General features: G+C 59.5%; 22 protein-coding genes and 3 tRNA genes. 16 read left to right on the top strand and 9 right to left on the bottom strand.

Features of this window, described 5'->3' with window-relative positions; genetic code table 11:
• The first annotated feature begins 19 nt into the window (after positions 1-19).
• Positions 20-397: a cupin domain-containing protein gene (locus HMPREF2528_RS02740; protein ID WP_049327511.1), complete on the top strand. Its 378-nt coding sequence runs from the start codon at positions 20-22 to the stop codon at positions 395-397.
• 239 nt (positions 398-636) lie between these two features.
• Positions 637-1,470 (top strand): oxidoreductase, encoded by an 834-nt coding sequence (locus HMPREF2528_RS02735; RefSeq protein WP_070542214.1) that lies wholly within the window; start codon positions 637-639, stop codon positions 1,468-1,470.
• A gap of 101 nt (positions 1,471-1,571) precedes the next feature.
• Here the strand turns inward: HMPREF2528_RS02735 and HMPREF2528_RS02730 are convergent, their stop codons facing one another.
• The 3 genes from HMPREF2528_RS02730 to HMPREF2528_RS02720 form a co-directional block, all read right to left on the bottom strand.
• Positions 1,572-2,351 (bottom strand): amino acid ABC transporter ATP-binding protein, encoded by a 780-nt coding sequence (locus HMPREF2528_RS02730; RefSeq protein WP_070542211.1) that lies wholly within the window; start codon positions 2,349-2,351, stop codon positions 1,572-1,574.
• Between the two features lie 33 nt (positions 2,352-2,384).
• Positions 2,385-3,188, bottom strand: coding sequence for an amino acid ABC transporter permease (locus tag HMPREF2528_RS02725; RefSeq protein ID WP_070542208.1), 804 nt, complete (start codon positions 3,186-3,188; stop codon positions 2,385-2,387).
• Positions 3,189-3,320: 132 nt separating this feature from the next.
• The gene (locus tag HMPREF2528_RS02720; protein ID WP_070542205.1) at positions 3,321-4,160 is read right to left on the bottom strand and encodes an ABC transporter substrate-binding protein; all 840 of its coding nucleotides are present in this window, start codon (positions 4,158-4,160) and stop codon (positions 3,321-3,323) included.
• 255 nt (positions 4,161-4,415) lie between these two features.
• Here HMPREF2528_RS02720 and HMPREF2528_RS02715 point away from each other — a divergent pair, with 255 nt between their 5' ends.
• From HMPREF2528_RS02715 to HMPREF2528_RS09005, 4 genes are all read left to right on the top strand, one after another.
• Positions 4,416-5,147, top strand: coding sequence for a demethylmenaquinone methyltransferase (locus tag HMPREF2528_RS02715; RefSeq protein WP_070542202.1), 732 nt, complete (start codon positions 4,416-4,418; stop codon positions 5,145-5,147).
• 54 nt (positions 5,148-5,201) lie between these two features.
• Positions 5,202-6,263, top strand: a complete 1,062-nt coding sequence (locus HMPREF2528_RS02710; RefSeq protein WP_070542199.1) for a polyprenyl synthetase family protein — start codon at positions 5,202-5,204, stop codon at positions 6,261-6,263.
• 378 nt (positions 6,264-6,641) lie between these two features.
• Positions 6,642-8,225, top strand: a complete 1,584-nt coding sequence (locus tag HMPREF2528_RS02705; protein WP_070507021.1) for a sodium-dependent transporter — start codon at positions 6,642-6,644, stop codon at positions 8,223-8,225.
• A gap of 8 nt (positions 8,226-8,233) precedes the next feature.
• Complete coding sequence (locus tag HMPREF2528_RS09005; RefSeq protein ID WP_012902977.1) at positions 8,234-8,377, top strand: methionine/alanine import family NSS transporter small subunit; 144 nt, start codon at positions 8,234-8,236, stop codon at positions 8,375-8,377.
• Between the two features lie 98 nt (positions 8,378-8,475).
• On the opposite strand, the gene rarD is transcribed toward HMPREF2528_RS09005, so the two are convergent.
• Positions 8,476-9,447: an EamA family transporter RarD gene (gene rarD / locus HMPREF2528_RS02700; protein WP_070542196.1), complete on the bottom strand. Its 972-nt coding sequence runs from the start codon at positions 9,445-9,447 to the stop codon at positions 8,476-8,478.
• A 167-nt stretch (positions 9,448-9,614) separates the two neighbouring features.
• The gene (locus HMPREF2528_RS02695) at positions 9,615-10,952 is read right to left on the bottom strand and encodes a DUF6882 domain-containing protein (protein ID WP_070542192.1); all 1,338 of its coding nucleotides are present in this window, start codon (positions 10,950-10,952) and stop codon (positions 9,615-9,617) included.
• Positions 10,953-11,231: 279 nt separating this feature from the next.
• Between HMPREF2528_RS02695 and HMPREF2528_RS02690 the strand changes: the two genes are divergently transcribed.
• A complete protein-coding gene (locus HMPREF2528_RS02690) occupies positions 11,232-12,548 on the top strand; it encodes an SseB family protein (RefSeq protein WP_070542188.1) in 1,317 nt (438 codons plus the stop codon).
• A 264-nt stretch (positions 12,549-12,812) separates the two neighbouring features.
• Here HMPREF2528_RS02690 and HMPREF2528_RS02685 read toward each other — a convergent pair whose 3' ends face one another.
• Positions 12,813-14,303, bottom strand: coding sequence for a catalase (locus HMPREF2528_RS02685; protein ID WP_049356300.1), 1,491 nt, complete (start codon positions 14,301-14,303; stop codon positions 12,813-12,815).
• A gap of 129 nt (positions 14,304-14,432) precedes the next feature.
• A complete protein-coding gene (locus tag HMPREF2528_RS02680; RefSeq protein WP_070542184.1) occupies positions 14,433-15,020 on the bottom strand; it encodes a Fur family transcriptional regulator in 588 nt (195 codons plus the stop codon).
• Between the two features lie 194 nt (positions 15,021-15,214).
• Between HMPREF2528_RS02680 and HMPREF2528_RS02675 the strand changes: the two genes are divergently transcribed.
• Both HMPREF2528_RS02675 and htpX read left to right on the top strand, forming a co-directional pair.
• Complete coding sequence (locus HMPREF2528_RS02675) at positions 15,215-15,478, top strand: hypothetical protein (protein ID WP_005504804.1); 264 nt, start codon at positions 15,215-15,217, stop codon at positions 15,476-15,478.
• 138 nt (positions 15,479-15,616) lie between these two features.
• The gene (htpX, locus tag HMPREF2528_RS02670; RefSeq protein WP_070542181.1) at positions 15,617-16,501 is read left to right on the top strand and encodes a zinc metalloprotease HtpX; all 885 of its coding nucleotides are present in this window, start codon (positions 15,617-15,619) and stop codon (positions 16,499-16,501) included.
• A gap of 221 nt (positions 16,502-16,722) precedes the next feature.
• Here htpX and HMPREF2528_RS02665 read toward each other — a convergent pair whose 3' ends face one another.
• Positions 16,723-17,214, bottom strand: coding sequence for a YajQ family cyclic di-GMP-binding protein (locus HMPREF2528_RS02665; RefSeq protein ID WP_005508322.1), 492 nt, complete (start codon positions 17,212-17,214; stop codon positions 16,723-16,725).
• A 141-nt stretch (positions 17,215-17,355) separates the two neighbouring features.
• Here HMPREF2528_RS02665 and HMPREF2528_RS02660 point away from each other — a divergent pair, with 141 nt between their 5' ends.
• From HMPREF2528_RS02660 to trxA, 3 genes are all read left to right on the top strand, one after another.
• Positions 17,356-17,742: a hypothetical protein gene (locus HMPREF2528_RS02660; protein WP_049341066.1), complete on the top strand. Its 387-nt coding sequence runs from the start codon at positions 17,356-17,358 to the stop codon at positions 17,740-17,742.
• A 237-nt stretch (positions 17,743-17,979) separates the two neighbouring features.
• A tRNA-Tyr gene (locus HMPREF2528_RS02655) sits at positions 17,980-18,061 on the top strand.
• Positions 18,062-18,473: 412 nt separating this feature from the next.
• Positions 18,474-18,851, top strand: coding sequence for a thioredoxin (gene trxA, locus HMPREF2528_RS02650; protein ID WP_012902990.1), 378 nt, complete (start codon positions 18,474-18,476; stop codon positions 18,849-18,851).
• Positions 18,852-18,947: 96 nt separating this feature from the next.
• On the opposite strand, the gene HMPREF2528_RS02645 is transcribed toward trxA, so the two are convergent.
• Positions 18,948-20,225, bottom strand: coding sequence for a DNA-3-methyladenine glycosylase family protein (locus tag HMPREF2528_RS02645; protein WP_231840287.1), 1,278 nt, complete (start codon positions 20,223-20,225; stop codon positions 18,948-18,950).
• A 224-nt stretch (positions 20,226-20,449) separates the two neighbouring features.
• On the opposite strand from HMPREF2528_RS02645, the gene HMPREF2528_RS02640 reads away from it, so the two are divergent.
• From HMPREF2528_RS02640 to HMPREF2528_RS02625, 4 genes are all read left to right on the top strand, one after another.
• On the top strand, positions 20,450-22,312 hold the full coding sequence (locus HMPREF2528_RS02640; RefSeq protein ID WP_049349180.1) for a DUF2079 domain-containing protein: 1,863 nt from the start codon (positions 20,450-20,452) through the stop codon (positions 22,310-22,312).
• A gap of 657 nt (positions 22,313-22,969) precedes the next feature.
• Entirely contained in the window at positions 22,970-25,168 is a 2,199-nt protein-coding gene (locus tag HMPREF2528_RS02635) for a DEAD/DEAH box helicase (protein WP_012902993.1), read from the top strand.
• 285 nt (positions 25,169-25,453) lie between these two features.
• Positions 25,454-25,525: transfer RNA gene (locus tag HMPREF2528_RS02630), tRNA-Thr, on the top strand.
• Between the two features lie 38 nt (positions 25,526-25,563).
• A tRNA-Met gene (locus tag HMPREF2528_RS02625) sits at positions 25,564-25,637 on the top strand.
• Positions 25,638-25,672: the final 35 nt, after the last annotated feature.

Raw genomic sequence — 25,672 nt, 5'->3', positions numbered from 1 at the left:
GAAGAGAAAGGTGCGTACCATGGCAGGTACCCATGAAGGCCGCGTCCTCGTATTCCCCCAGCTCACCGAAGCGCTGACCCCCTTTGAAGATAAGCCCCAGGCCCGCAAGATCGTTGATGCCGACGGCGGCAACCTGACCCTCATGGAACTGGCTGCAGGCCAGTCCTGGCACGAGCACCACAGCGTGCACCCCATCTTCGTGCAGGTGCTCAAGGGCGAGGTGATTTTCCATGTGAAGGACCGCGATATTACCCTGGTGCCCGGCAAGCCGATTCACGTGACCGCCAAGCTGTTGCACTCCCTGCGCGCCGTGAAGGACTCCACCCTGCTGGTGACCATGCTGACCGGTGAATCGCACCCCGAACCCAAGGTCAATATTGACGTTGAAGAGGTCTAATCCCCGACCCCAAAACCCCTGACCCCAAAACCCCCGACCTCAAAACATTAGCTCGCCGCCGCATCTGCACAGGATGCCGCGGCGAGCTTTTTCTCTGTCCTTCTGCCCTCACATATGCCGGTGAGAATACCCTCAGGCTACGCCCTGAGCTTCCTGCACGCTCGTACACCCCCGCGCGGGCGTACTCTGAGAAGTACACTCCCGCTAACCTCACAGGGAGCAACCCGAAAGGATACGCAATGCCCAAGTCCCTGCAACGCCCCGTCGTTCTTCTCACCGGCGCCAGCTCGGGTATCGGCTACGACGTGGCGCCGCTACTGGTGCGCTACGGCTACACCGTCTACGGTGCCGCCCGCCGCGTTGAGAAGATTGAAGAGCTCGCCTCCGAGGGCGTGAAAGCGCTGAGCCTGGACGTTACCGATGAAGCATCCATGGAAGCCGCCGTACAGCAGATTATTGACGCAGAAGGTCGCATTGACGTGCTCATCAACAATGCAGGCTACGGATCCTACGGCGCCATTGAAGATGTCCCCATCGACGAGGTGCGCCGCCAGTTCGAGGTGAACCTCTTTGGCCTCGCGCGCCTCACCCAGCTGGTGTTGCCGCATATGCGCGCACGGGGCAGTGGGCGCATCCTGAACATCTCCTCAATGGCGGGGCGTATTACGATGCCCCTCGGATCCTGGTACCACGCCACCAAGTACGCCCTCGAAGCGTTCAGCGATGCACTGCGCATGGAAGTTGAAGAGTTCGGTATTGACGTGGTCATTATCGAGCCCGGCGGCATCAAAACCCCCTGGGGACTCATCGCGGCAGACCACCTCGAGGAGTCCTCCCAAAACGGTGTCTACGCGGCTCAGGCGCAGCGGGTTGCGGCAAATATGCGTAGGCTCTACTCGCCCTCCTCCAACCTCTCAGAGCCCAAGGTTATCTCTAACGCTATTCTGCGAGCCCTGGAGGCGCGCCGCCCCAAGACCCGCTACCTGGTGGGTTTCGGGGCTAAGCCCTCCGTGTTCCTGCATACCGTGCTGCCGGACCGTCTCTTTGACAAGGTGGCGCGCCGTATCTTCTAGAACCGAAATAGCCGCGACCTAGAGCATTAAAAAGCGGGCGGTGCTGCGCGAAACAGAATGTTTCGTACAGCACCGCCCGCTACGTTTTTCAAGAGCTAGTACTAGTCTACTACGGCGTGGGTCGGATCGAGCACGCGCGCCAAGAAAGCCTGAGTACGTTCGTGCTGGGGGTTGCCAATCACCTGATCGGCGGGACCCTCCTCCACGACCACGCCATCGGCCATGAAGACGACCTTATCGGCGACCTCGCGGGCGAACGCCATCTCGTGGGTCACCACGATCATGGTCATGCCCTCGTCAGCAAGGTTGCGCATAATGCTCAGAACCTCGCCGACCATCTCCGGGTCGAGCGCACTGGTCGGCTCATCGAAGAGCATCAGGTCCGGGTTCATGGACAGCGCACGCGCAATAGCCACACGCTGCTGCTGACCACCGGACAGCTGAGCCGGGAAGCGGTCTTCCTTGCCCTCCAGACCAACCTTGGCGAGCTGTTCGAGGGCAACCGCCTCCGCCTCAGCCTTGGAACGGCCCAGAACCTTAATCTGAGCAATCGTGCAGTTATCCAGGATGTTCAGGTGACCGAACAGGTTGAACTGCTGGAACACCATACCCATGTGGGTACGCACGCGGTTAATGTCTACGTCCGGGTCGGTGACCTCGGTATCGCCCACCATGATGGTGCCGTCGTTCGGCTCCTCTAGCAGGTTCACGCAACGCAGCAGGGTGGACTTACCGGAACCCGAAGGGCCGATGAGGCACACGACCTCGCCCGGCTCGACCTGCATGTCAATGCCCTTGAGAACCTGAACCTTGCCGTAGGACTTGTGCAGGTTAGAAATGCGCACCGAGGAGGCGGCCATGGATGAAGTTGAAACAGTCATAGTATCTTCCGTAATCCGTATCTGTCGTTGCGCTTACTTGCGGCCCGCAAGCTGGGTGCGGCGCTCAAAGTATGCGGAGAGCTGGCCCAGCGGAACAGTGATAATCAGGTAGCACAGACCCGCAACCACCAGGGGAGTCAGGCCCGCGTTAGCGGCGGTCAGGCCCTCACGGCCGAACTTCGCCAGCTCGTACTGAGAAACCGTCACACCCAGCAGGTACACTAGGGAGGAGTCCTTGGTCAGCAGGATAACCTCGTTGGTCAGCGGGGGCAGAACAACGCGGAACGCCTGAGGAATAATGATCGAAATCATCGCGCGAGTGTGGGACATACCCAGGGAGCGTGCCGCCTCCATCTGGCCCTTCGGGATCGCCTGCAGGCCCGCACGCAGAACCTCACTAATGTAAGCAGCCGAAACCATACCCAGGGACAGGGTCACCGGAATCAGGTTATCCACGAAGCGGATCTTGAACGCCAGGGGAATACCGTAACCGAACGCGAAGAAGACCAGCAGCGCCGGGATGCCGCGGAAAAGCTCCACGTACAGGGTCGCAATCCAACGGTAGGGAGCGATAGAGGAAATACGCATGAGCGCCAGCAGCAGACCGCCGGAGAGGCCCACGATGAAGCCCAAGGTGGTGTACAGCAGGGTGTTCTTCAACGCCACGGTGATGACGTCGGGGAACTGGGCAGCCGCAACGTCCAGGTTGAATACCTGCTGGCTGAGGGTCTTCCAGTCAGCCAAAAGAATGGTTGCCAGAGCGATAACTGCCAGAAGGGCGTACTGTGCGTAGCGGAAGAGCTTCTGCTTCTGACGGGGTGAGAGTTTAGAGGACATGCGCTTTCTTATCCGTGTGCTGTTCGGTCAAGAGCGTTTTATACGCTCACAAGGGTAGAGGCCGGAGAATCCCCCAACCCAAAAGTAATAAGGGTACTCCTGAATTGGGGGAGAGGCTAACCGGCTAGATGCTTAGGAAGCGGAGGAAGAGGCGCTCGCGGAGGTGGAGGAAGTGGCACCAACCCACTTGGCCTTCATCTTGTCGAGTTCGCCGTTTTCCTTGAGCTTGGCGATGGTGGCGTTTGCCTTGGTCAGCAGTGCCTTGTTGTTGGAGGAAACTGCTGCGGCAATCTGCTCGGTGTTCTCGGAATCCTGGTAGGCAATCTTGAAGGAGTCCGGGTCGTTGGTCAGTGCCTCGGAAACCACGGAGAGGTTCGCTGCGACTGCCTTGACCTGACCGGTCTTCAGAGCGGAGAACATGAGGGAGGTGTCTTCGTACTGGATGACCTCTGCGCCGTTTTCCTTGGCGTAGGTTTCACCACTGGTTGCCTGCTGGGCACCAACAGCCACGCCCTTCAAATCTGCTGCGGAGGTGATGGAGGAACCCTTGGGGACCAAGATTGCCAGGTTGTCGTCGAAGTAGACGGTGGTGAATTCCATCTTGCTCTTACGTTCATCGGTCACGCCGATGCCCGCCAGGGCGATATCGCACTGACCAGTGGCCAGGCCGGTACCGGAATCCAGGCCCTCGAAGCTGATGGAGGTCAGCTGAGCCTTCACACCCAGGTCGGAGGCGATAGCGTTGGCGATGTCTGCGTCCAGGCCGACGATGGTGCCGTTTTCTTCGTATTCGAAGGGCTTGTAGGGGGTGTTGGTGCAGACGCTGAGGGTGCCGGACTTGACGAGGGTGACCTCGCCGTTGGCGTCTGAGTTCTCGTTGGCGGTGGAGACGCAGCCGGTCAGTGCCAGGGGTAGCACTGCCAGCAGTGCGAGGGGCTTAAGGGATGCCTTCTTGAGGGATGCGGTGTTCATTGGGATGCTCCTGTGTGGGGTGTGCTCTATGAAATCTATGGTCTATTGTGCGCGCCTATGTTAAAAAATGCAAGCATATACATAAATATTCATAAATTTTTGCTGAATATGGATAATTCACACTCCCAAAAACTGAATAAAACCCCGAATTTGCGACTCGAAAACCACTTCAGAACGCACCTTAACGCACCGCGCGACACTACTACGGTTTACCCAACTATCGAATCTAGTAACCTCCATGCCACAATTGAGAGCGTGAACGCAGAGAAGAACACCCGCGCAACCCGCGCAACCCTAGACAAGAAAACCAGCGACATCGCCGCCATGTTCGATACCGTAGCCGAACGCTACGACCTCATGAACGGCATCCTCTCCCTCGGCCAGCACATCTACTGGCGCAAGCAGGCAGTCGCCGCCGTAGACGCGCACCCCGGCCAGAAAGTACTGGACGTAGCCGCAGGCACCGGAGTCTCCTCCGAACCCTTCGCCGACGCCGGCGTGGACGTCATCGCAGCAGACCTCTCCGAAGGCATGCTGGATGTGGGCCGCCGCCGCCGCCCCGACATGACCTTCGTACAGGCAGACGTCACCGCCCTACCCTTTGACGACGAAACCTTCGACGCAGTGACCATGTCCTACGGTCTGCGCAACGTCGCCAACTACCCCAAGGCACTGAGCGAAATTTACCGCGTACTCAAGCCCGGCGGACGCATCGTCGTCCTGGAGTTCTCCACCCCGACCTTCGCCCCCTTCGGCGCGGTCTACAAGAACTACATCATGAAGGCAATCCCGCCGATTGCCCGCGCAATCTCCTCCAACCCCGAATCCTACGAATACCTCGCCGAGTCCATCATCACCTGGCCCAACCAGCAGGAACTGGCGCAGAAATTCAAAGAGGCGGGCTTCACCTCCGTGCAGTACCGCAACCTCACCGGCGGCATCGTCGCCATTCACCGCGGTTTCAAGTCTGAAGCACACAACGCATAGACACCGCGTTCACACACCACCGAAGACACCAACACCAAGAAGATAGAAGACACCGTGAGCAACGCAGAGCAGCCCATTGCCGCAACCGACCTGCTGGGAGACCTCGACCTGAAGCTTCCCGCGGGCTTTGAACTCATCGCCGCCGACCCCAAGCTGGGTCCGCAGATTCTCTCCTCCCTCGCGCGTATTGAGGAGCGCCTGGCTGAAGCAATCGCCCAGACCGATCACCTGGCGGATGTCGCATCCCGCCACCTGCTCTCCGCGGGCGGTAAGCGCGTGCGTCCCCTGCTGGCGCTGCTCTCGGCAGCAGTCGACGGCGAAATCAACGATGAGGTCATCGAAGCCGCCGTGGTCGTTGAGCTGACCCACCTGGCAACCCTCTACCACGACGACGTCATGGATGATGCTCCCAAGCGCCGCGGTGTGGACAGTGCCCAGATGATTTGGGGTAACTCCGTCGCAATTCTGACCGGCGACCTGATCTTCTCCCGAGCATCCCTGCTGGTGTCCGAGCTGGGTACCCGCCCCATGAAGATTCAGTCCCAGACCTTCGAGCGCCTGGTGCTCGGCCAGCTCTTCGAAACCACCGGCCCCCGCGAGGGTCAGGACCTGCTCGACCACTACATTGCCGTCATTGAGGGCAAGACCGGCTCCCTGATTGCCGCCGCCGGCGAGTACGGCTCCCTGCTTTCGGGTGCCTCCGAGGAAGTCATCTCCATGGTCAAGGCGTACGGCGAGCTGGTGGGCGTGGCATTCCAGCTGGCTGACGACGTGATCGACATCGTTAGCGACGGCAAGACCAGCGGTAAGACCCGCGGCACCGACCTGCGCGAGGGTGTGCCCACTCTGCCGACCATCCTGCTGGACCGTGCGGTAGCTGCCGGCGACGAATCTGCTATCAAGGTTCGTGCACTGCTGGATGCCGACCTCAGCTCCGACGAGGCACTGGATGCAGCCGTGGAGGCGCTCGCCGCCCACCCGGTCACCCAGGAAGCATGGCAGATCGCCTACGACTGGGCGGACCGCGCAATCGCCGCGATTGCTCCGCTGCCCGAGTCCACCGCGAAGGCTGCGCTGGAGTCCTTCGCTCACGCTGTGGTTCACCGCGAGGGCTAAACTCGCCGTGTAGCGTGTACCCGAGTCTAATGACTCCAGGTGTCTCATACTTCAAAACCCCCGCTGAATCTGCCCGGATTCGGCGGGGTTTTTCTGTGTTACGGCTAGTCAGCGCCGGTTTTTGGGAGAGCTGGGCGCAGCCCCTGCCTCCCGAAAAGTTCCGTATGCTGGGGTCTCCTTGACCGGCCCCTACCTTTAAGGTAAACCTTATAGGCATGTCCGAGGTGCACATCCACCCCTCCGGCGCTTGACGGCTCCCACGCCCAACCCGTGTTGGAGAGCCGTTTACTATTTCTGGACGCGAGCAGAGCCCAACCACCCCGACGGGTTATTCTCGCACCAACCATCCGCGTCCCCACACATTCGAGGTTTACAACTATGGGAGCATCTACCCCTAAGGCGCCCACGAAGCGCGAAGGCTTCTCTAGCCGTCGCGTCTTTATCTTTGCCGCCATCGGTTCTGCTGTTGGTCTGGGCAATATTTGGCGTTTCCCCTACATCGCATTTGATAACGGCGGCGGCGCCTTCATGATTCCCTACATTGTCGCCCTGCTAACCGCCGGTCTGACCTTCCTTTTCTTTGACTACGCTATCGGTCACCGTGCGCGTGCGTCGTCCCCGCTTGCTTTCCGCCGTCTGAACCGTAAGACCGAGTTCATCGGCTGGTGGCACATGGGTATTAACTTCGTGATTGCTATCTACTACGCCGCTATTGTGGCGTGGTCGCTGCGTTACATGGTTTTCTCCTTCACCAATGAGTGGGGCGATAACCCGAAGGCGTTCTTCAATGGCGAGTTCCTGAAGGTCGCAGAAACCCCCGGTGTCTCCCTGGACTTCAACATGAACGTCCTGATCCCCATGGTTCTCGTGTGGGGCGTCCTGCTTGCTGTGATGGCTCTGGGCGTTCAGAAGGGTGTGGGTGCAGCCAATATCATCTTTATCCCGCTGCTGCTGGTCATGTTTGTTGGTCTGGTGATTTACTCGCTGACCCTGCCCGGTGCGGCCGATGGTCTGAATGCTCTGTTCACCCCTAGCTGGGACTCCCTGGCTAACCCGGATGTGTGGGTTGCTGCCTACGGTCAGATTTTCTACTCCCTGTCCATTGGCTTCGGTATTATGATTACCTACTCCTCCTACCTGAAGCCTAAGACTGACCTGACCGGTTCCGGTGCTGTGGTTGGTTTCGCGAACTCCGGTTTTGAGCTTCTGGCGGGTATCGGTGTGTTCGCTGCTCTGGGCTTTATGGCTCAGGCTGCTGGCACCCAGGTGAGCGAGGTTGCAACCAGCGGTATTGGCCTGGCGTTCATTGCGTTCCCGACCATTATTTCTCAGGCTCCCGGCGGCGTGCTGATCGGTATCCTCTTCTTTGGCTCCCTGCTCTTTGCTGGTTTCACCTCCCTCATTTCGATTCTTGAGGTGATTATCGCTGGTATTCAGGATAAGTTCGCGACGTCCCGTCTGGCATCTACCATTCTGGTGATTGTTCCGATGGCTCTGATTTCGCTGTTGCTGATGCCGACTACCACCGGTCTGTACGTGCTGGATATTCTCGATAACTTCGTGAACCTCTTCGGTATTCTGGCTGCTGGCCTGTGCGCTATCATCGTGGTCTCCTACGTGGTGCGTGCACTGCCGGCTCTGGCTGAGCACCTGAACCGCTACTCCTCCATCAAGGCTGGCAAGATCTGGATGATTCTGCTGGCTGTCGTGACCCCGCTGGTTCTGGGCTACTCCCTGATTCAGAGCGTTATTAAGCTTGTGGTAACCCCCTATGAGGGTTACCCGGCAGATATGCTGGCTATTTTCGGTTGGGGTATGAGCGCACTCCTGCTGGTTGGCGCAATTGTTGTTTCTCTCTTGCCCTGGTCGAAGAAGTCTCGTGCGGCTGAAGAGCCTCCGGCGCCTCCGGTGATTGCCGGTCAGGTGGAGCACGGCCACGTTGATTCGACCATTACCCGTTAGGAGCCCTCATGTCTTTCTCCGCAATTGTGATGCTCATTGTGGCAATCCTGATTATTTGGGGTGGCCTGGGTTTGGCTCTGCTGAACCTGCACCGTCATCCGGATTTGGATGCTCTCGATGCTGCTGCTGAAGCTCAGGATTCTGAGCTTTAGAGTGTGAACGCGATATAAAGTGATGCCCCGCAGGCGTTAGCCTGCGGGGCATCACTGTGTTTTGTGCGGGACTGTGCTTTATGCGGATTTGGTGAGAGCTACTTGCTCTGTACGTCTTCAGCCTGCACGAGCGGGATCATACCGGTTTCCGGGTCGGACAGAGCGGAGGCGCGGTAGGCGCGGGAGGCACGCAACGCATCCACGGTGAAGATGATGAGAGCGACCCAGATGAGGCTCAGACCCAGCACCTTATCGGCGCCCATCTGCTCGTGCAGAACGGTCAGTGCCAGAACAAACTGGATGGTCGGGCCCAGGTACTGCACCATGCCGATGACCGACAGCGGAAGAACCTTGGTCGCCGCGGCAAAGAGCATGAGCGGCACAACGGTGACCACGCCGGTGGAGGCGAGAAGCCAGAAGTGTCCGGGACCCTCACTGAAGAGAGTCATCTGTCCCTGCGCGTTCAGCATCAAGAGGGCGGCAACGCCGAAGGGCGCCAGGATGAAAGTCTCTAGAGACAGTGAAATAATGGGGCTGACATCGTGGGCGATGCGCGCCTTCAGCAGACCGTAGATGCCGAAGGAGAACGCCACGCCCAGACCCGTCCACGGCACCTGGCCGTAGATGAGGCTCATCATCAGCATCGCAATACAGGAAATCGCCACGGATACCCACTGCGCCGGGCGTAGACGCTCATGCAGGAAGATGACACCCAACACCACGGAGACCAGCGGGTTAATGAAATAGCCCAGGGATACGTCAATGGTGTGGCCGCTGGTCGTCGCAATCACGTAGATGAGCCAGTTTGCGCAGATGAGGAATGATGCTGCCGTCAGCACCAGCATGATGCGGCGGTCCCGCAGTGCGCGGCGGAAGTCTGCAGTTACCCTTAAAATCGGCAGCAGCAGGGCGCAGAAGATGAGGGAGAAGACCACGCGCGCCACGACAATCTCAATAGGGCCTGCAGGTGCCATCAATACAAAATACAGGGGGAGCAGACCCCAAATAATGTAGGTGCCGATGATGGCGATGAACCCGTTGCGGGTGGTGTGCTTCTGAGTTTCTGACATGGTCTCTTCTTCTGAGTTAAGTTCTTCGGTTACGTTCTTCTAATGCTAGTCCTTGGGATGCGCCAGCGGGGGCATTGATGTGCGTTGAGGCTACTCTACCCGCTGGGGACACGCCACAGGCGCGGTACCACGAGGATACCGCGCCTGAGGAATATTGCGTATTCGGTTTAGAGGCCGAAGAAGCGGGAGAAGAAGCCCTTCTTTTTGGGCTGCTCTGCCTCGCGGCGTGCAGCTTCTTCCTGCTCGCGGCGGGCTGCCTCTTCGTGCTCTGCCTGCAGGTCGGGAGCTGCGCCAGCGTTGCGGATGGGCTCCACGTGCTGCTCTTCGTATTCTGCTGCTTCCTGCTCGACCTCGACGGGCTGCTCAGCTGCAGCCTCAGCGGCGACCGGCTCCTCAGCGTACTCTGCGGAAGCCTCAACGGTCTCGTACTCGGGCTGCTCGGCGCCGATGGATTCGTCGGTGTAGACGCGAGCCTGTTCGGTCTCTTCTGCCTCGTACTCGCCGGGCAGGGTCTCTACGGTGACCAGGCCGGGCTCTGCGTGCTCTGCCGGCTCCTGATCGAAGGGAGCTTCGTCGGCGGGGTAGAGGTTCTCGGTGCTCTCGACGCCGGGTACCTCGGTCTCTGCGACCGGTGCGTGCTCGGCGATCTCGACGGCGCGCTCAGCCTCAGCCTCGGCACGTGCGGCGGCGCGTTCTGCTGCCTCCTGCTCGCGCTGTGCGTTCTGAGCGGCTGCTTCAGCGGCTGCCACGCGCTCAATCTCGGCGCGCAGTGCCGCGAGGGATTCGCGACGCTGTGCGGCAGCGGCTGCGCACTGCTCCAGTACCTCGGGGCCAACCTGAGGTTCAGCCTGCTCGATGCCGCTGATGCGGCCCTCGTCGAACCACAGGCGCAGGGCACCGTCGGTTGCGGTCAGAACGGCGGTTGCCTCGGTGTCCCAAGCAATGTGGAAGCCACGCTGCTGAGCGTAGGAGTCCACCGCCAGAACCTGGTTGTGTACCTCTTCGCTCTGCAGGGTCTTAGCAATGACGCGGCCAATACCCTTGTAGGTCGGTGCCTCGAGGGTCAGCTCAGCACCCTCCAGCAGGGTCCATGCGCGCACGCCAGCGCCCGCGGGTAGCGGGTAGTGTGCGTACAGGCCACTGATGGTTTTGGTCGCCAGGGTCAGGCGGCGTGCCAGGGACTCGGAGAGGGGCAGCTCGTCGGTGGTCAGTTCGGCCAGGCCGTCACGCTCACCGGTTTCGCGCGCCTGAATAGCGGCGGAAACAACGGAGTCGGGGAAGTAGCCCAGCTGCTGCCAAGACCAAATCCAAGTACCGCGGTTCTCGGATTCGGTGCCCAGCAGGTGCGGCTTGAGCGAAAGCGGGGGAGTGGTCTCAAAATCCAGAGACTGGGAGGTGAAATCCACGTTCCACTCGGAGGTACCCACGAGCTCAGCGAGTCGAGCCTGGTACTCGGTGGAGATAAAGATCGATGCGTCGATAAGGTCCTGCAGAGAATTCGTCATGCTTCAAGATTATCAACCTTTTAGCGTTCACTATGCCGTGTATCCCCGGTTTTGGGGTGCGCTTTAGGCGTATTGGACGTTAAGAGGGTCGAATGGGGCGTCTAGAGAGGTGCAGGGGAGAGGTAGAGCATATATCTTTCGGCGTAAACTATCTGCGTTGAGTGCCTGTGTTCGTTAGAATCGAAGGGACGGCTTCTTCCGGCACCCTGTAAGCCGACACTACGACCGAACACGGATGCCTCCAGCCGCGCCGTATTCACACTCAAGGATGTATGAACTATGACTGAACCCCGCCTTGCCGAGACGAGTAGCCGTGCCGCGCGCATCCAGGATGCGCTGAATAACATTGGAAGCTGGCTGCTGGATGTCGTTAGTGTTGACCCCGGCTGGAGCGAAATGGTGCTGGACGTCAAGCCTCTGGCAGGTCAGATTTTCGTGCGTGTGCGTGAATTCCGCGACGGCGAAGAGTTCATTGGCACCATCGGCCCGCTCAAGGACGGCTCGCCCATTATTGCTGAGGTCCGTAAGCTACAGCGCGCCGCCTACGACGGTAACCGCGGCACCTGGTTTACCGCCTCCATCGTGGTTGCGGCTACCGGCTGGCCCAACCCGCAGTTCAGCGTGGGTGCCTCCTACAACCGTGACGACGAGCCCGCTAGCTGGAAGAATGAGGGCACCCTGACCGCAACCGACGTGCGTGAGCACCTGGCTGAGTTCCCTCGCGATGCGTCGCGTATCCCGCAGTGGGCTCGTGAGCGTATGGAGGGTCGTGCCCGCCACTCCGCCGCCGCGGCACTGTCTTCGAGCGAGCATGAGATTCCGAACCCCTACTTGGTTGCTGCTCTGGAGACCTTCCGCAACGACGTGCAGGAGCGAACCCTCATTAACGTGGTTCGTACGATGCTTGGTGGCGACGTTCTACTTGATGCGACCGGCTCCCTGCTGATTCCCTCCGAGACTGACCCGATGGGCCCCGAGTCGGTACTGGCCCACCAGGTCATTCGCATGCCCGAGACCGGCATGCAGGCGCTGTGCGTGTTCTCCTCCTCCGAGCACATTGGCAAGAGCTACGTGCGCCAGGAATCCGAGGGAGATGAGCTGATTCTGCGCGAACCGGCGATGAAGGTCTTCATTGACTTCCTCAGCAATGAGGCGCTGGACTTGATCGTGGTTGACCCCGGCACTGACCACGAGTGCTACATTGAGCGCGCTCAGGTGCACTGGATTGTCACTTCTCCTCGCAATGACGGCGCGAAAATGGCGCTTGTGCAGGACAATATGCAGATGCTGCTCGGCTCCCTGGTGTCCCCGGCATCCGTGCTGCTGGTGGGCGTTGACCCGGCTGATCCTTCGGGTACGTCTTTTGTGTTTGACCCGGATGAGAACGGTAACCCGAAGAGCCTGCTGGTATTCACCTCGCCCATTGAGATTGCGGCGCTGGACCCGCATATTGAGGTGCGTTCGGCGAATGCCCTGGATATTCTGCGTTACGCCCTGGAGATTGGCGCACCGAGCGTGAAGGTGAACGCAATTAACCCTTCCACCGTGTTGAGCGCGGCGCAGATTCGCGAGCTCCTCGATATTGTGGGTGAATAGGAAGCGGTCTTCGGCGCTTCTCCCGCTGGTGCTAGTGCATCCGCATAGTTCGTAAAACCCGTCACGTAAAATCGCCCGGAAGAGACACCCACACGGTGTTGTCTCTTTCGGGCGATTTTTGTGTTTGGAGAGGGTTGTAATCCTGCAAACGGGTTTAAAATATGGGGCCGGTGACTCCACCTTACTGAAAGTCACCGACCCCATAGTAGTAGCCAGCTGTGCGTCATGTTCTCGAATCTACAGGAGAACAGACGCTGCCGTATCTTATGAACCAGATGCGGCGGCTGCCACGGCCTCGCGAACGCGAGAACCGAGCTCAGGGTGAACGCTATCCCAGTATTGGAACGCGCGTTCACGAATCTCGTCGGAACGAACAGCGCCTACGTGACCGGAGATGTTGCTGATCAGGCGCTCGCGTTCTTCGTCGTTCATGGTTACCTCGTAGAGGGTGCGAGCCTGCGAGAAATCATCATCATCCGGGCGCAGGGTGTAGGCGGTGCGTACCAGCTCGCCATCAGACTCCCAGCTACCTTCGCCAGCGCGTTCCGCATCCGCATGCGGTCCACCCAGACTATTCGGCGCGTAGGTCGGAACGGAGGGGTCGTTGAAGTTATAACGCATCGAACCGTCATGCGAATAGTTGTTCACCGGCGCTGCGTGTGGTGCGTTCACGGGCAGCTGTGCGAAGTTGGTGCCGATGCGGTAGCGATGCGCATCCGGGTAGGAGAAGATACGACCGAGCAGCATCTTATCGGGCGAAGCCGCGATACCGGGCACAAAATTCGAGGGGGAGAAGGCTGCCTGCTCGATTTCGGCGAAGAAATTCTGCGGGTTGCGATCCAGCACCATGCGGCCCACCTTGATCAGCGGGTAATCCGAGTGCGGCCACACCTTCGTCAGATCGAAGGGGTTAATACGGTAGGTCTTCGCGTCCTCATAGGGCATGATCTGCACATAGAGCGTCCAGGCGGGGTAGTCGCCACGCTCGATAGCCTCGCGCAGGTCGCGGCGGTGGAAGTCAGCATCCTTACCCGCCATTTCATCGGCCTGAGCCTGGGTGAAGAACTCGTTGCCCTGCTCGGTCTTGAAGTGGTACTTAACCCAGAAGCGCTCACCCTCGGCGTTAATCCACTGGTAGGTGTGAGAGCCGAAGCCGTCCATGTGGCGCAGGGTGCGGGGCAGGCCGCGGTCGCCCATCAGCCAGGTTACCTGGTGCGCCGATGCCGGATTGAGGGTCCAGAAATCCCACTGCATATCGTGATCGCGCAGACCCGAACCGGGCATACGCTTCTGCGAGTGGATGAAGTCGGGGAACTTAATGGCATCGCGAATGAAGAAGATAGGAGTGTTGTTGCCTACCAGGTCGTAGTTGCCTTCGGTGGTGTAGAATTTCACCGCGAAACCGCGTGGGTCACGCCAGGTATCGGGGGAGCCGGATTCGCCCGCCACGGTTGAGAAACGAATCAGCAGCTCGGTTTTAACGCCGGGCTGAAAGAGCGCCGCACGGGTGTACTGCGAAACGTCTTCGGTGGTTTCAAAGTAGCCGTATGCGCCGGTTCCCTTCGCGTGCACCACACGCTCGGGCACACGCTCACGGTTGAACTGAGCGAGCTTTTCAACAGTGTAAGCATCGTGCAGAACGATGGGACCATCGGCGCCCACGGTGAGCGAATGATCATCTGAAGCCACCGGCGTGCCAGTGCTCGTGGTGGTGTAAGAACCGGGCTGAATGGGGTTCTGCGGGGTCTGATACATATTTGCTTCTCCTTGTGTTTTTGGTGATGCTATGTGGTTTTCGACGAGCATTCTTCCTGTTTTAGGGTGCAGCTAACGAACACTGAGGCGCTGTTTCACGCCCGGAGTAAGGTGTGGGAATGTGGTTCGTTAGTGCTGAACGCTCGCTGCGGCTTGCACCTGGCTCTTCGCCAGTTCTGCTTCTGCCTCAGTTTGACAGTCTACGCACACGCCCTGATAGAGCACGTCTGCGCTGAAGAGTGCCATGCCGTGAAAATCGCTGGGGGTCAGGCAGGGTGCGGAGCCGACCGCGCAGTCCACGTCTTCGACCTTGCCGCAACGTACGCAGAAGGCGTGGTGGTGGTTGTCGCCCGTGCGGGTTTCGTAGAGGGCGGGGGTTCCCGGCGGCTCAAACTTACGCAGCAGGTCGATGTCGGTCAGGTCGGCAAGAATCACGTAGACCGACTGAACCGTAATGGCGGGGATACGCTCGCGGACTGCCTGCACGATGGTGTCGGCGGTGGAGTGCGGGTGTTCCTGCACTGCGTGGAGTACGGCGAGGCGCTGCTTGGTGACGCGGCGGCCCTTGGCGCGCAGGCCGGTGGTCCATGCTTCTTCGAGCTGTTCGGGGCTCATTGCGGAGAGCAGCGGCAGGCCGGTGGTGTGGGCGCAACCGGCACTGTGATGGTCTGGGCTTTGAATCTTCTTCGTATCTAAGGTTGTCTTTGCGTCGGTCATAGGTTTAAGTCTACACGTTATTATGAGAAATTCATCATTATTTTATGAAAAGCTCATAATAAGCCGGCAAGGCGTCCCTTTCATCCACTCTGTGGCGCCCCTCCTCGCCCCGGCCTCGGGTGTGAAGAGATGCCGTACAATCAAAGAACCTAGAGTAACCCGCACCGGCGATCACCATCAAGGAGGATAGGGTCATGGTGTACGACTTCACAAACCCCATCTACATTCTGCTGATGATTCTGCTCTTCGGTGTGCCCATCGTGACCCCGGTGATTTACGGCCAGTACCGCAGTACTACCACTGGTTTTGATCTGGAGGGTCAGCTGATGCTCGGTCTGCTCTTCATCCTTTTTCTGGGCGCGTACGGCACGATTCTGCTGCTGGGTATTTTCCCCACTGCTACGGCGCAGGTGCTGGAACAGGTACCCCTGGTGAATATTCCGGGCGCCATCCCCTGATTCTTGTGCGCTTTTGGCATATGGGTGACGCTCTGGGTGAATCCGCGCGCCATAAGGTGCGCCCGCGGGTGCTTGCACGTATTCTATAGAGTCAAGTACACGCTGTGCGCGCTGACCTATTTGCTGAGGAGGATACCCATGCGCAGCCATAACAATGGACTGAAAACTGCCCTGTTGATGGGCTCTATGGTGGGCATAATGCTGCTCATTGGTGGCCTGCTGTCGGCGACCTTCCGCTCCTCCATTTTCATCTGGATTATGGGTCTGGTGAGCTTGGGTTCGGTCGCGTATACGTACTGGAACTCCGATAAGCTCGCCCTACGTTCCATGAATGCGTACCCGGTCAGCCGTGAAGAGGTTCCGGTGCTTTACGACATTGTGGAGGAGCTGTCCTCTCGCGCGGGTCAGCCCATGCCCGCTCTCTATGTGGCACCGACCATGACCCCGAACGCGTTCGCTACCGGCCGTAACCCGCAGAATGCTGCGGTGTGCTGCACCGAGGGTATTTTGCAGCTGCTGGATGAGCGCGAGATGCGCGGCGTGCTCGGCCACGAGCTGATGCACGTGTACAACCGCGATATTCTGACCTCTTCGGTGGCGGCGGGTATCGCCTCCATCATCGGTACGGTTGCCCAGGTCCTTTCGTTTGGCGCGATGTTCGGCGGATCCAGCCGCGATGGTGAACGCTCCAACCCCCTCGCCATGTTCGTGATTGCGTTGCTGGCTCCCATTGCTACGCAGGTCATTCAGATGGCTATTAGCCGCACCCGTGAATTTGATGCCGACGAGGATGGCGCACGTCTGACCGGTGACCCGCTGGCGCTGGCTTCGGCACTGCACAAGCTGGAGAGCGGCGTGTCTATGTATCCGATGGACCCGAATAACCGCAACACTGAGGCGGCGAGCGCCATGATGATTGCGAATCCCTTCGGTTCGCTGAAGAATATGCTCTCTACTCACCCGCCGATGGATCAGCGTATTGCGCGTCTGCAGCAGCAGGCTCGCGAGATGGGTCAGTACTAAGTCTTTTCTCTACCGAATCATTCGGGAGCGAATGTGGCGCTGCATGAATATGACTCGGGGTGACGATTGTGACTCGCGGTGACGGGTCGGCAGGCAAAAAATCCTCGGGGTGGCTACTGTGGAAGTAGCCACCCCGAGGATTTTTTGTGTAGAGGATTTTTACGTTTCGGCTTCTAGCCGCCTCCCTCACCCATCGCTGGGCGGGGGAGTCTCGCCTGAGCTTAGCGGTAGTTGACGAACTGCAGGTCAACCTCAAGGTCAGCGGACTTGAGCATTGCAATGACTTCCTGCAGGTCATCGCGGGACTTGGAGGAGACGCGCAGCTCGTCGCCCTGGATGTTTGCCTTCACGCCCTTGGGGCCCTCTTCACGGATCATCTTGGAGATCTTCTTCGCCTGATCCTGTGCGATGCCTTCCTTGATGGAGCACTCGATGCGGGTTTCCTTGCCGGATGCGTAGGGCTTGCCGGAGTCCAGGGACTTCAGGGAGATGCCGCGCTTGACCAGCTTGGACTGGAAAACGTCCAGCACTGCCAGTGCGCGCTCTTCGGCGTTTGCCTTGATGAGGATCTTGTCGCCGGAGTAGTCGATTTCTGCGCCAACGCCACGGAAGTCGTAACGCTGGGAGATTTCCTTCTGCGCCTGGTGCAGTGCGTTAGAAACTTCCTGCTTGTCCACCTTGGACACAATGTCGAATGAGGATTCGCTAGCCATGGGTTTTCCTTTCGTGAATGAGGTGCTACTGGCACCGGTTAGTACTAGCCTACCGGGTTGGGGCTCTTGTTCACAGCTAACTAACAGAAATACGGGCCTGTTTTACAGGCGTTACCAACCTAAAAAGAGGACAATAGAGATATGACCATTCATAACCTGTCTGCAACGGACGCACACACGAGCGAGGAAGCTCACGACCTGCAAACCCTGCTCTTCATTGACTTGCATACCTCTCTGGGCGCTGAGCCCGAAGATATTCCTGAGGCTGAGCGCCTCAGCGAGTCTGACCACCACGATATTCACCTTGACCTGCACGAGGAAGATGCTGAGCCTTCTCTCTTTGACGGTATCGGTATCACCCTGACGGAACCTTCGCTGGTGGCACGTTTCCGTGGCGTTCGCCGTGACCTGGAGCGTGAGATTGCCGGTGACATGTGCACCGTGGAGCAGGCGCGCCGCTATCTGGAGCACCTGGAGATTGTGCTTCTGCTTGAGCAGGATGGCGATACTCCTTCCCGCTCCTTCTAAAACTGCTGTAGGCGGTGGCTTTATTCGCGGCTTTATTCATAAGGTGAGAGCGTGGGCGCTGCGATAGATATGGGCGCGCGGTGAGCGTGCGCTGACGCTCTTGTGTGACGAAAAGACGATAAATACAACCAGACATATAACCTTCGTCACAAAACCCTATGTGAAGTGTACAAGTCCCTAAAACTGCTGTAGAGTAGTCTCTGTTCGCTTGAGCGAGCAACTAGCACCTAGCTAGGCGGCAGGTTACCCGAGCGGCCAAAGGGGGCTGACTGTAAATCAGCTGGCACTGCCTACGGGGGTTCGAATCCCTCACCTGCCACAAATAGCCCGGTTACGAAAGTAACCGGGCTTTTGTGTATCTAAAACCAGTTTTATAGCGGATTCCGCAGCCGCTTTCCAACCCAGCGGCTTTCCACCGCGGTAATCTTCCACCACAGTGGTCTTCCACAGCAACGGTCTTTCATGGTTGCGCCCGTATTTTCTGGGTGCCCGCATTGGGTGCTTTCCTCAGGATGCTGTAGGGGACGACCACGGGGCTTCGCCCGCCGGGTCGGGCGCCTCCATCATTCGGCTACAGGGGCATTCGCCAGAGTATTCGCGACACGCCCGTGAACCGGCTGAAACAGCCGCAAAAAGTATTTACTATGACCGCAATTTGTCATATCTTTCACATGTTTGAATCCCAGAGCGAACAATTAGCGATTGGGGTCTTGAGGGTGTAGCTTTATCTCATGGCTACTAATGAAATTACTCAGCAGAACCTGACTGCTACCGTCGAGAGCAACGATATTGTCTTCCTGGACTTCTGGGCAGATTGGTGCGGTCCCTGCAAGCAGTTCTCCCCCGTCTACGAGGCGGCTTCGGAGAAGCACAGCGACATTGTTTTCGGCAAGGTCGACACCGAGGACCAGGGCCAGCTCGCTCAGGCAGCAGGCATCACCTCCATCCCCACCATCATGGGCTTCCGTGACGGTATCCTGGTATACCAGCAGGCTGGCGCACTGCGCGAAGACCAGCTGGAGACCGTAATCGGTTCGATCCGCGAGCTCGACATGGACAAGGTCCGTGCAGAGATCGCAGCAGCAGAGGGCTCTGCAGAGAAGAAGTAAGCTCACCACCACAAAAGAGCTTGAACGGGGCGCACCCGCCGGCACAACCGGCAGGGGCGCCCCGCCCCCTTTTAACCTCGTGAGGGTGCAGGAGCGTTAGCGGTCGCGGTGATCCTCAATGGTCATGCGCGCCCCGTAGCGCTGCTTCGAAAAGCCCGAAGCATGCATGAGCCGCACCAGACGCTGCCGATGCGGGCTAAAGGGCGCCAGCAGGGAGAGCATTCCCGCATCATCGGTGCGCTGACCTATGAACAGCTCACCGACCGCGTGCGCCAGATGGTAGTCGCCCACGCTGATGGCATCCGGGTGCCCGCACACACGCTGCAGGGCCTCGGAAATACTCCACGGGCCCACGCCGCGCACAGCGTGCAGGCTCCGCGCCAGAAGTGCGACGTCGCCTTCTGCCGCAATGTTTTTTAGAGACTCTGCGGAACGAGCGTAAGCGTACACGGCATCGTAGCGGCTTTTATCAACGCCAGCCCGATGCCAATCCCAGGTAGGAATCGTCGCCAGGGTCCGGGCGCTTGGATAGACGCGCATCCCCTCCGGCTGATTCCCCAACCCGGTCGAAGGGGCGGGGGAGCCGTACTTTCGCAGAACCCAGCCTAAGGTCCTGAACGCTTCGGTCTGGGTGATGCGCTGCTCCACAATGGCGTTGAGCATCTGCCGGTCCAGCTGCCCCGAAGCGCTGAGGCGGAGCCCCGGATTCTGCCGCCACGCCTGCTGAACACGCGGCGGAAGAGACTCAAAAGAAGACAGAGCACCGAACTGTTCGGCGGGGTCGTGCAACCCCAGCCAGTACGTCATTTCCTGCGCTAGCGCCTGAAGGTCGGCTCGCGCCTGCATCTGCTGATCAGCGGCACTATAAGAAACCCAGATACGAATACGCACCGGGCGCATCAGCAGGCGATGCAGGGAGGGGAGAGTCTCGGGAAGCGTGGCTGTCTCCGCAACTCGTTCAACGTACAGCACCGCTGGGAACTCGTGAAACGGCGTGCGAGCCGTCAACCAGATTCTCTCAGCACCATCCGCGCGGCTCAGCGCACGATACGAAAAATCCTGAGCGCCGCGACGTAGCGACCCCAACGTCTGCGCCAACTGCACCGGAACATGCGGCTCAATCACAACCTCGCACACCTCAGGAGCCAGGACACCCGGAAGGGGCGAAGCGGCGGAGGAGAGAGTACGAACCTGAACGCGCGGCTGGTGAAGAACGGTAGGCTCCTGAAGAACATCCGCAAGCGCTGGCGCATAGGGCACACCAGCTGCCGCCAAAGGATGCCGGATGCGCCGAGCACCCGCTACCGGGTGGCTGTCAAGGGCCGCACAGTTAGGGGTGACACCGCCGGGGGTTGAGGAAGGAAACGTACTCACCACACCAGTCTATGCGCCCAAACCGGGCCCTAGCATCCGGGGCAGATATTTGAGGGACAAGATACAAAAAGCGCAGGAAGGGCAGGCACAGCGCTAATGCGATACCCTAAAGGGTAGAGTGAGAACGAACGCAAACTCCGCCACCGGCAACGACAAAGGCGACGCGTTCCACCCGTTCTGTGGGCGCCTGTAGCCCGGACACACACCCCGAGAGAAGGACGCCTATGGCAGCGGAAGCACACGAAGCATCCTCGAATACTGACGCACCTGAACAGAAGAACAGCACCGCCACCAGCGCGGACCGTACTCAGCGCGCCAAAAAACAGCCGCGTCAGTCCCTCACCGAGCGCGTCAAAAGCATCCGCCCCCTCGAACTACTACCCGGCCTGCTGCTTGCCGCCGCCGTCATGGCGTTGTACACCTACTACTCGCTGCAACAGATGAAGCACTGGATTACCCCCTCCTGGGACCTGGCGATTTTCACCCAGATGGCGCAGGCGTACTCGCACTTCTCCGTGCCCATCGTGCCCATTAAGGGGCCCGACTTTAACCTCTGGGGTGACCACTTCCACCCGATTCTGGTGCTCCTGGGACCCGTCTACGCGCTGTTCCCCTCGCCGACCACGCTACTGGTCGTGCAGAACGCCCTGGTCGCCTTCGCAAGCTTTGCCATTGTGCGCTTCACTCAGCGTGCCTTCGCGCTCGCCCAGAAGACTGAGGACGCACAGAAAACTGAGGACGCGCAGAAGAACGAACCTGCGCAGACTGCTCAGTCCGCAAAACTTCAGAGTGTCATCCCGACCATCACCGGTCTGCTGCTCGGCGCCGGATTCGCCCTCAGCTTCGGAGTTCAGCAGGCTATCGCCGCCCAATTCCACGAAGTAGCCTTCGCCGTGCCGCTGCTTGCCATGAGCCTCGGTTACCTGGTGCTCGCCTCGCGAGTGAGTGGCACCGAACGTGCCCGCTACCTCGCCTACGCTTGCTGGTGGTCCCTGCCCATTGCCTTCGTCAAAGAAGATATGGGTATCACCGTCGCAGCCATCGGCCTCATTATCTTTATTCGCACCGGCTGGCTGAGCACCGCCGTAGACATTCTGATGCCGCGCCTCTCCGCGGGCACCCCCGCCCCCATGCGAATCCGCGTGCATCAGCTCTACTCCTCCTGGGCGCGCACCCCCGCCGTCGCCGAATCCACCATGGTCATGATTTGGGGCGTATTCTGGTCCGCCGTCGCCATCTACGTGATTCTGCCCTACTTCAATAGCGGCGGAAACTTCGACTATGCCGACAAGGTGAACTTATCTGCGGCTCTGGGCGACCCCTTCGGCTCGGCACTGCAGATGCTCAGCAACAACACCAAGCTGGCAACCCTCGGCCTGCTGCTCATTACCGGAGCAGTCCTCTGGGTGATTTCTCCGCTCGCGGCAATTGCCCTGCCGACCCTTGCCTGGCGTCTACTCTCCACCATGGAATCCTACTGGGCAAGCACCTGGCACTACTCGCTCGTGCTCATGCCCGTCGTCTTCTTCGCCCTGCTCGACGCTGTCATGCGGATACGCTACGGAGTGGTTCCCGCTGCGATTCCGGCGCGTTTGGGCGCGCGCGCAGCCGATAGCGCCTCCGCGCAGGAACCTCAGACCAATACCGAGCCCGGCCGCCTGACCGCCACGGCGCGCCGCATGCCCGTGTGGGTTCTGCCTGCCGTGGCGCTCTTCCTAGCCGCGTCCCCGATTTTCGTGCCCGGATCCCAGCAGCCCCTCGCGTCCCTGGGTAATGCGCAGTTCACCGCCTCCGCGCTGACTACGACTGACCAGATGAAGCGGGACGCCGTCCAGAAGGTACCTGAAGGGGTATCGGTCGCATCTGACCTGTCGATTCTGACCCAGCTGATTCCCGGTCGTACCGTCTACTGGATTGGACACACCGGTAAGCCAGCGCCCGACTACGTGGTCATCGACCGCATGAGCAACTCCTGGGGCGGCAACCCGCCGACCAACGCCGCACAGTATGCGGCTGACCGCTACGGCAGCTCCTACGCTAAGTATGCGACTGTCGGCACGATTGATATTGTGCGTCGCGTGGATTAATCCCAGGACTGCATAGGCATGATGCGTGCCTGAAAAGCGCCCGCCCTCCGGCTGTGAGGGTGGGCGCTCGCCGTTAAGAGATGAGGTTTTAAGCACCTTTTGGGGTTAAATGGACGCCGCTAAGGTAGACTAGGTAGAATACGGGAACCCCCGATGAAGGTCTTGTGCGCACCCGGCACCCAAGGTGGTGCTGGAATTGTAGGTGCGCCGTACTCACCATCACCGATTGATACGCCCCATAAATTTGCGGTTTACACCGTACACGAGGGCTTCTCTTAACGATCTCTGGTCCAGCGTCTTTGCTGCGTCTGCTGTAACAGACACACCACCGCCGTAGAGCGGGAAGGCGAACCACCAGGAATACGTGACATTGCATGTGAGCATTACCCACCCTGTACACCCTGATTCACAGGAACTACTGTGCGTTGAGCGTAGAGTACGAACAAGCGTGCGGATAATGTGCCGAGAAATTCAAGACCACCCCCAGCAAAGAGCCGCTACCCATAGCATCCGCAGAACACCTCTGCAGAATGTGCCGGTAACGGAGGACCCCTGGACTCTACTCCCCAGGGGATGATGTGTGGCTGGGCCGTGAAGGGGACACCCGGTAAGCGCCGAAAAGCGTGCGCTATCCACCCCTACCGTATAGAGGAAAAATTGACTGAGAATACTGCTACCCCGGCCGAACTGAACGCCGAGGCAGAGACCGTTGTGACCACTGAGAACATCACCGAGAACACCGTTGAGAGCCCTGCTGTAGAAGCAGAAGAAACCATCGCAGAAGCTACTGCAGAAGCACCCGCCGAAGAAACCGCCGACAAGGCTGAAGAAGAAGGCGTACGCTTCACCGACCTGGGCCTGGACGCACGCGTCCTGGCAGCCCTGGAAGAGGTAGGCTACGAGAAGCCGTCCCCCATTCAGGAACAGACCATCCCCCTGTTGCTTGAGGGCCACGACGTGGTTGGTCTGGCACAGACCGGTACCGGTAAGACCGCAGCATTCGCGCTGCCGGCACTGTCCCGCATGGCTGAACTCGCCGACATCAACGGCGTCTCCCGCGACACCCAGGTTCTGGTCCTGGCACCCACCCGCGAGCTGGCTCTGCAGGTTGCAGAAGCCTTCTCCTCCTACGCAACCCACATGGAGGACTTCACCGTCCTGCCCATCTACGGTGGCTCCCCCTACGGCCCGCAGCTGGCTGGTCTGCGCCGCGGTGCGCAGGTCGTCGTCGGTACCCCCGGCCGCGTGATTGACCACCTGGAAAAGGGGTCCCTGGACCTGTCCAACCTGCAGTACCTGGTACTCGATGAAGCAGACGAAATGCTGCGCATGGGCTTCGCCGAAGACGTGGAAAAGATCCTCGAAGGCACCCCCGACAGCAAGCAGGTTGCCCTCTTCTCCGCAACCATGCCCAACTCGATCCGCAAGATTGCTCAGCAGTACCTGAACGACCCCCGCGAGGTTCGCGTCAAGGCTAAGACCACCACCAGCTCAAACATCTCCCAGCGCTACATGCAGGTCATGCACTCCCACAAGCTGGACGCAATGACCCGCGTGCTCGAGGTTGAAAACTACGACGGCATCATTGTCTTCGTGCGCACCAAGAAGGAAACCGAGGAAGTTGCCGACAAGTTGAAGGCACGCGGTTTCGCGGCGGCAGCGATTAACGGTGACATCCCCCAGCAGCTGCGTGAGCGCACCGTTGACGCCCTGCGTGACGGCCGCATCGACATCCTCGTGGCAACCGACGTGGCGGCACGCGGCCTGGACGTTGAGCGCATCTCCCTGGTCGTCAACTACGACATCCCCCACGACACCGAGTCCTACGTGCACCGCATCGGTCGTACCGGTCGTGCAGGTCGCGAAGGTGCCGCAATCCTCTTCGTCACCCCGCGTGAGAAGTACATGCTGCGTCAGATCGAGAAGGCAACCCGCCAGAAGGTCGAGCCGATGCACATGCCCACCGCAGAGGCAGTGAACGAGACCCGTAAGCAGCGCTTCGCACAGCAGATTACCGAGACCATCGAGTCTGAGGACCTGAGCTTCTTCCGCCAGATTATCGAGGACTACGAGAACGAGCACGACACCACCGCTGAGGACATTGCGGCCGCACTGGCTGTTATCGCCCAGCAGGGTCGCCCCTTCTTCCTCGATGAGAGCGAAGATATCGCCCACAAGTCCCGCCCCTTCTCTGACGAAGATTCGGATCGCGGCGGCCGCAAGGCAAAGCGCGCGCACAACGATGAGGGTATGGTCAACTACAAGCTGAACGTTGGCCGTTCCTCCCGCGTGACCGCAGGCGCTATTGTGGGTGCATTGGCTAACGAGGGTGGCATTAAGGGCTCCCAGATTGGCTCCATCGACATTCGCCAGCACTTCACCATTGTTGGCCTGCCCGAGGACCTGCCCCGCGACTTCTTCGACCGTCTGCGTGACACCAAGATTGCTGGCGAGTTCATCAACATCCGCAAGGACAACGGTCCCAAGGGTGGCGGCGGTGGCCGCGGCTTCGGTGGCGGCCGTCGTGAGGGCGGCTACCGTGGCAACCGTGAGGGTGGCCGCGATTTTGGCGGTCGCGATAACCGTCGCGAGGGCGGCTACCGCGGTAACCGTGACGGTGGCCGCGACTTCGGTGGCGACCGCGACTTCAAGCGTCGTGACTTCGGTGGCAAGCGCAATGACCGCGACTTCGGTGGTCGCGACTTCGGCGGCCGTGATAACCGCCGCGATGGTGGCTACCGTGGCAACCGTGATGGCGGCCGCGACTTCGGCGGCCGTGATAACCGTCGCGATGGAGGCTACCGCGGTAACCGTGAGGGCGGCCGTGACTTTGGCGGCCGCGGCAAGCGCTACTAAAATTTCGGCTAAGCCTGGATTTGCGGTACGAGGGGCTTGCTGAGGCTATCGGCTAGCAGCCTTGTCATCCGCATATGATTCAAAGACCGGCAGGGGAGTGATGAGCTCTCCTGCCGGTCTTTATGTATTTGTGTGTTGATGTGTTTGCATCAGCTGTTGTGGTGATACCTGGTCAATGCTGGGCTCTCATGCGGCAGTGTGGAGAGCGGATAAGCATAAATGTGGCGTATGCCATAGCTTCTCCGCTTGCGAGCATTCGTGAAGACCTGTATAGTTTTACCTGTTGCCCCGATAGCTCAGTGGTAGAGCGCCATCTTGGTAAGATGGAGGTCCCGGGATCGATTCCCGGTCGGGGCTCTCTCATTAATTCATGCGAGAGCACGTATTAATGATGTGGCGGTGTAGCTCAGCTGGTTAGAGCGCACGACTCATAATCGTGAGGTCGACGGATCGAGCCCGTCCACCGCTACGCCCCGATAGCTCAGTGGTAGAGCGCCATCTTGG

It is taken from the genome of Rothia sp. HMSC078H08 (assembly GCF_001808955.1).
Taxonomy (GTDB): domain Bacteria; phylum Actinomycetota; class Actinomycetes; order Actinomycetales; family Micrococcaceae; genus Rothia.
The sequence above is the reverse complement of the archived record's forward strand: the minus strand, read 5'-3'. Positions and strand labels throughout refer to the sequence as shown.